The organism is Okeania sp. SIO2F4 (assembly GCF_010672385.1).
In the GTDB taxonomy this organism is placed as follows: Bacteria; Cyanobacteriota; Cyanobacteriia; order Cyanobacteriales; family Microcoleaceae; genus Trichodesmium.
This window is the reverse complement of sequence record NZ_JAAHGT010000061.1, coordinates 15,956-20,648: the sequence shown is the minus strand read 5'-3', so window position 1 is coordinate 20,648 and position 4,693 is coordinate 15,956. Positions and strand designations below refer to the sequence as shown.

Below are 4,693 nucleotides of genomic sequence, written 5' to 3'. Positions count from 1 at the left end.
TCAGAAAGTTTACGAGTTGAAGATGGAGCGCAAATAGCTACTACTACATCTGGTCGAGGGGATGGAGGAAATTTAACTATTTCTGCTAGGGATGTACAACTCACAGGAATTTCTACTAATGGCGAAAATGTCAGTAGCTTGCTTGCTAGAGTGTTCAACGCAGCAGAAGGAAATGGAGGCAATTTGAGCCTGGAAACAGAAAGTTTACGAGTTGAAGATGGAGCGCAAATCAGTACCACTACATTTGGCCCAGGAGATGGAGGGGATTTAACTATCTCTGCTAGGGATGTAGAACTTGCAGGTACTTCTACTAATGGTGAAAAAGCCAGTGGTTTGTCTGCTAGAGTGTTCAACGCAGCAGAAGGAAATGGAGGCAATTTGAGCCTGGAAACAGAAAGTTTACGAGTTGAAGATGGAGCGCAAATCAGTATCACTACATTTGGCCCAGGAGATGGAGGAGATTTAACTATCTCTGCTAGGGATGTGCAACTCACAGGAACTTCTGCTGATGGTGAAAAAGCCAGTGGTTTGTTTGCTAGAGTGTTCAACGAAGCAGAAGGGAATGGAGGCAATTTGAGATTAGAAACAGAAAGTTTACGAGTTGAAGATGGAGCGCAAATCAGTACCACGACATTTGGCCCAGGAGATGGAGGGGATTTAATTATCTCTGCTAGGGATGTAGAACTCGCAGGAACTTCATCTGCGGAAGCTTTCCCTATGGATGTAGAGCCTCCTGGAATTTCGGCTGTTAACAATGTTGGGAATCAAGAACTTTCAGGAATTTCCGCTGTTAATGAAGTTGGGGATGTAGAACTCACAGGAACTTCTGCTGACGTTGCAAATGCTAGTGGTTTGTTTGCTACAGTATTTGTGAGAGCAGAAGGGAATGGAGGCAATTTGAGATTAGAAACAGAAAGTTTACGAGTTGAAGATGGAGCGCAAATAGCTACTACTACCTTTGGTAAGGGAAATGCTGGAAATTTAGCTATCTCTGCTAGGGATGTAGAATTGCTCAGAACTTTTGGTGGAGGACAATTTTCTAGTGGTTTGTTTGCTCAAGTTAATAGGGAAGCAGAAGGGAATGGAGGCAATTTGAGATTAGAAACAGAAAATTTACGAGTTCAAGATGGAGCGCAGATAGCTACTAGCACTTTTAGTAAAGGAGATGGTGGAAATTTAATCATTTCAGCTAAGAATATAGAACTAATCGGAACTGGTGCTAATGGTGAACAACCTAGAAGTGGTTTATTTGCTTCAGTACAAAGGGAGGCAGAAGGAGCAAATGCAGGAAGTTTAAATATAGAGACAGAAAATTTACGAATTCAAGATGGAGCAAAGATTGGAGTAGATGTATTTGGTGAAGGAGATGGAGGAGAGTTAACCATCTCAGCCACAAATATAGAACTAATAGGAATAGCTGCTGATGGTCAAAGAGTAAGTGAAATCACAGCAGCAGTACAAGAAGAAGCAATAGGGGATGGAGGAAGCATCACACTCAACACAACAAACCTACAAATCCAAAACGGAGCGCGAATAACAGCCAGCACATCCGGTCAAGGAAACGCAGGAAACTTAACCATCTCAGCCAAAAACCTACAACTTACAGAAACCTCTGCTAACGGTGTACCCAGCAGAATAACCGCCGAAGCAGACTCCAGAGCAACAGGAGCAGGCGGAACCTTAACCATCAACACCGAAACCCTCAACCTACGCAACCAAGCTGAAATAACAGTCAGTTCTGCCACCGAACAACCAGCAGGCAACCTAGAAATCAACAGTAACAACATCCTCATTGAAAATCAAGCTAGTCTCAATGGTGAAACTACAGCAGGTCAAGGCAGCATCACCATCAATAACAACAAATATCTCATCCTCCGCCACCAAAGCAACATCACCACCAACGCCACCGGAACAGCCACCGGAGGCAATATCACCATCAACACCGAAAATCTAGTTGCCCTCGAAAACAGCGACATATCCGCCAACGCCCAACAAGCATTCGGAGGCACCATCAACATCACCGCAGCAGGTATATTCGGCACAGAATTCCGCCCCCAACAAACAGACCAAAGCGACATCACCGCTACCTCAGAATTAGGAGCCTCATTCAGTGGTCAAGTCAACATCAACACCCCAGAAGTTGACCCCAGTGACGGACTCGTAGAATTTGATGACACCATCCCCGACATCTCCAACCTCATCGACCAAAACCCTTGCCGACAAGGACAAGGTAACGAATTCACCATCACAGGACAAGGAGGCTTACCACCAAATCCCACAGACCCCCTCACCCCCAACACCCTCTGGCAAGACGAACAAACCTCAACAACTCCTCCACAAGCTACCACCTCATCAGACCAAGAATTTATCGAAGCACAAGGTTGGATATCAACACCCCAAGGTATTCAACTCATAACTAACCCCAACACCGCTACACCCGCACGCCCCTGGTTAATACCACCAAACTGCGAACAATTAGACACTCAACAACAACCACCCTATCTAGTCGCTAGTAGTAACGGAACTATTCCTGCTAGAGCATCTAGACTAAAATTGTGGGAAAAAAAACCTAACCCCCCAACCCCCTTCCCTACAAGGGAAGGGGGAGCATCTTTCACCCCTCTCCTTGCAGGAGAGGGGTTGGGGGAGAGATCTTCATTGACTCAAATTTACCCACATTTTCAAGCTAGACTTCCTACTAACTCCAATACCCAACCCCTAAAAGTAACAATTCAACAATTCAACTTTCAAGGTAACACCAAATTTAACAACCAAGAACTACAACAACAACTCACACCATACCTCAACCAACCCATCACCTTTGCTCAACTCATCGCAGCACGCACCGCCATCACACAATATTACACCCAAAACAACTACATCACATCAGGAGCATTTATCCCCACCCAAACCATATCCGACAACGGCACCGTCACACTCCAAGTAGTAGAAGGAAAAGTTGGTGAAATCAACGTGAATATCCAAGGCAGATTAAACGAGAATTATATCAAGAGTCGCCTCAAAAAAGCAACCACCGCTCCCCTCAACCAAGAAAAACTATTTTCTGCCCTACAACTATTACAACTAGACCCCAATATCAAAACAATATCTGCCGAACTCTCAGCAGGAGTCCGTCCAGATACAAACATATTAGACGTAGAAGTTGTCACAGCAAACCCTTGGCAAATAGCAACCATCAGTAATAACGGCAGAGCACCTAGTGTGGGAACATTTCGGCGAGGAGTAGAAGTAGGTTATGGGAATATAACAGGAATGGGTGACAGTTTCAATACTCTCTACACTAATACCGATGGCAGCGATACGGTAGAGGTATCTTATTCTATTCCTGTTAACTCTAGTAATGGTCGCATTGAACTATTTTACCGTCATCGAGATAATGAAGTTATAGAATCACCATTTGAAAGACTCGATATTGAGTCAAATTCTAATACTTACGAATTATCATTTCGTCAACCTATAGTGCAAACGCCATGGCAAAACCTAAGTTTGGGGTTATCTGCAACCAGACGAGATAGTCAAACATCAATATTAGGCACAAATTTTCCATTATCTGAGGGTGCTGATGAGAATGGAGAAACGAAATTATCAATTTTGCAGTTTTTCCAAGATTATCAACTGCGGGGGGATAATCAGGTTTTAGCATTTAATTCTCAATTTAATGTGGGGTTGGGAATATTGGATGCGACTGTCAATAGTAATGAACCCGATAGTAGGTTTTTTTATTGGCGTGGTCAGGGACAATGGGTGCGTAAGTTAGCAGAAAATACTTTATTGGTGGTAGGAGCAGATGTGCAATTGTCTCCATCAGACTTAGTGCCACTAGAAAGGTTTGGTTTGGGGGGATATAGGAGTGTGAGAGCTTATCGTCAGGATACTCGTTTGACGGATAATGGGGTGTTGGGAACGCTTGAGTTAAGGTTGCCGGTGCCGTGGATATCAGGGGAGAAGAGGTTATTTCAGGTAGTGCCGTTTATTGATGGGGGGGTAGCGTGGAATAGTGATGGTGAGGAGGTGGAGGGAAGTAATGGTTTGGCAGCGGTGGGGGTGGGGTTGCAGGTGAGTTTGTGGGAGAGGGTGAATATGCGGTTGGATTATGGTATTCCCTTGGTGGATGTGGACTCAAAAGACGAGACTGCTCAGGAAGAGGGGTTTTATTTTTCTGTTTCTGCTTCTCCTTTTGATTTTTGAGGGGGTTGTGTAGGTTGGGTTGAAGAATGAAACCCAACATCATAGGTTTTTGTTTAGTTGCGCTGCTGCTTAACCCAACCTACAGTATGATATCAATTATCTTTTTCCTATAGGTATAATATGAAGATAATCAAATTACTCACTTTTCTGCTACTCCTTTTGATTTTTGAGGGGGTTGCGTAGGTTGGGTTGAAGAATGAAACCCAACATCAACATCATAGGTTTTTGTTGGGTGGCGCTACCGCTTAACCCAACCTACAGTATGATATCAATTATCTTTTTCCTATAGGTATAATATGAAGATAATCAAATTACTCACTATTCAGGAAGAGGAGTTTTATTTTTCTGTTTCTGCTTCTCCTTTTGATTTTTGAGGGGGTTGCGTAGGTTGGGTTGAAGAATGAAACCCAACATCAACATCATAGGTTTTTGTTGGGTGGCGCTACCGCTTAACCCAACCTACAGTATGATATCAATTATCTTT

1 protein-coding gene is annotated in these 4,693 nt (G+C 43.7%); it reads left to right on the top strand.

Annotated elements, in window-relative coordinates; all coding sequences use genetic code 11:
• Positions 1 to 150 precede the first annotated feature (150 nt).
• Positions 151 to 4,209, top strand: coding sequence for a ShlB/FhaC/HecB family hemolysin secretion/activation protein (locus F6K22_RS06460; RefSeq protein WP_375340139.1), 4,059 nt, complete (start codon positions 151 to 153; stop codon positions 4,207 to 4,209).
• Positions 4,210 to 4,693: the final 484 nt, after the last annotated feature.